The following is a 443-nucleotide window of genomic DNA, read 5'->3' on the forward strand; positions in this document are numbered from 1 at the left end:
GGCATCGGCAGCCGTGCCGAGGATGCGGTAGGCGACGGCGAACAGCAGGTTGCGGTACTCGTCGAACACCTGCTGACCGTCATCGGGCGAGGTCATAGGGCACCGGCCCGACGGGTGTAGCGGCCGCCGGTTGGCCAGATGGCGCCCGATCCAGGGAATCGGGTCATGCGGAGGAAGGTAGGCCACGGCGCGGCGTTCACTGTTTCCTTGTACCAGGTCGCGCGGTTTCCGGTCAGGTACCAGTGGCGGGGCGAGCCATCCGGCTTGGTGAACTGGACCACCGCATCGTTACGGCCGACGCTGACCGGCGTGTGGTAGTAGCCGAATCGGAAAGACTTGGGCTGCTTGCCTTTCAGTTCGCGGTGCAGCGATACCGCCGCGTGCACGCCGGTCGGCATACCGCTTTGGCAGGTGCCGTGCATGAGGCCGTAGCCCTGCTCGAT

At 66.1% G+C, this 443-nt stretch carries 1 pseudogene; it reads right to left on the bottom strand.

The features are described 5' to 3' along the window. Positions 1 to 92: 92 nt before the first annotated feature. Positions 93 to 443: pseudogene (locus GV790_RS28990) on the bottom strand (FAD-dependent oxidoreductase); the annotation flags it as partial.

Origin of the sequence: Nocardia cyriacigeorgica (assembly GCF_010858045.1) — a bacterium.
In the GTDB taxonomy this organism is placed as follows: domain Bacteria; phylum Actinomycetota; class Actinomycetes; order Mycobacteriales; family Mycobacteriaceae; genus Nocardia; species Nocardia cyriacigeorgica_E.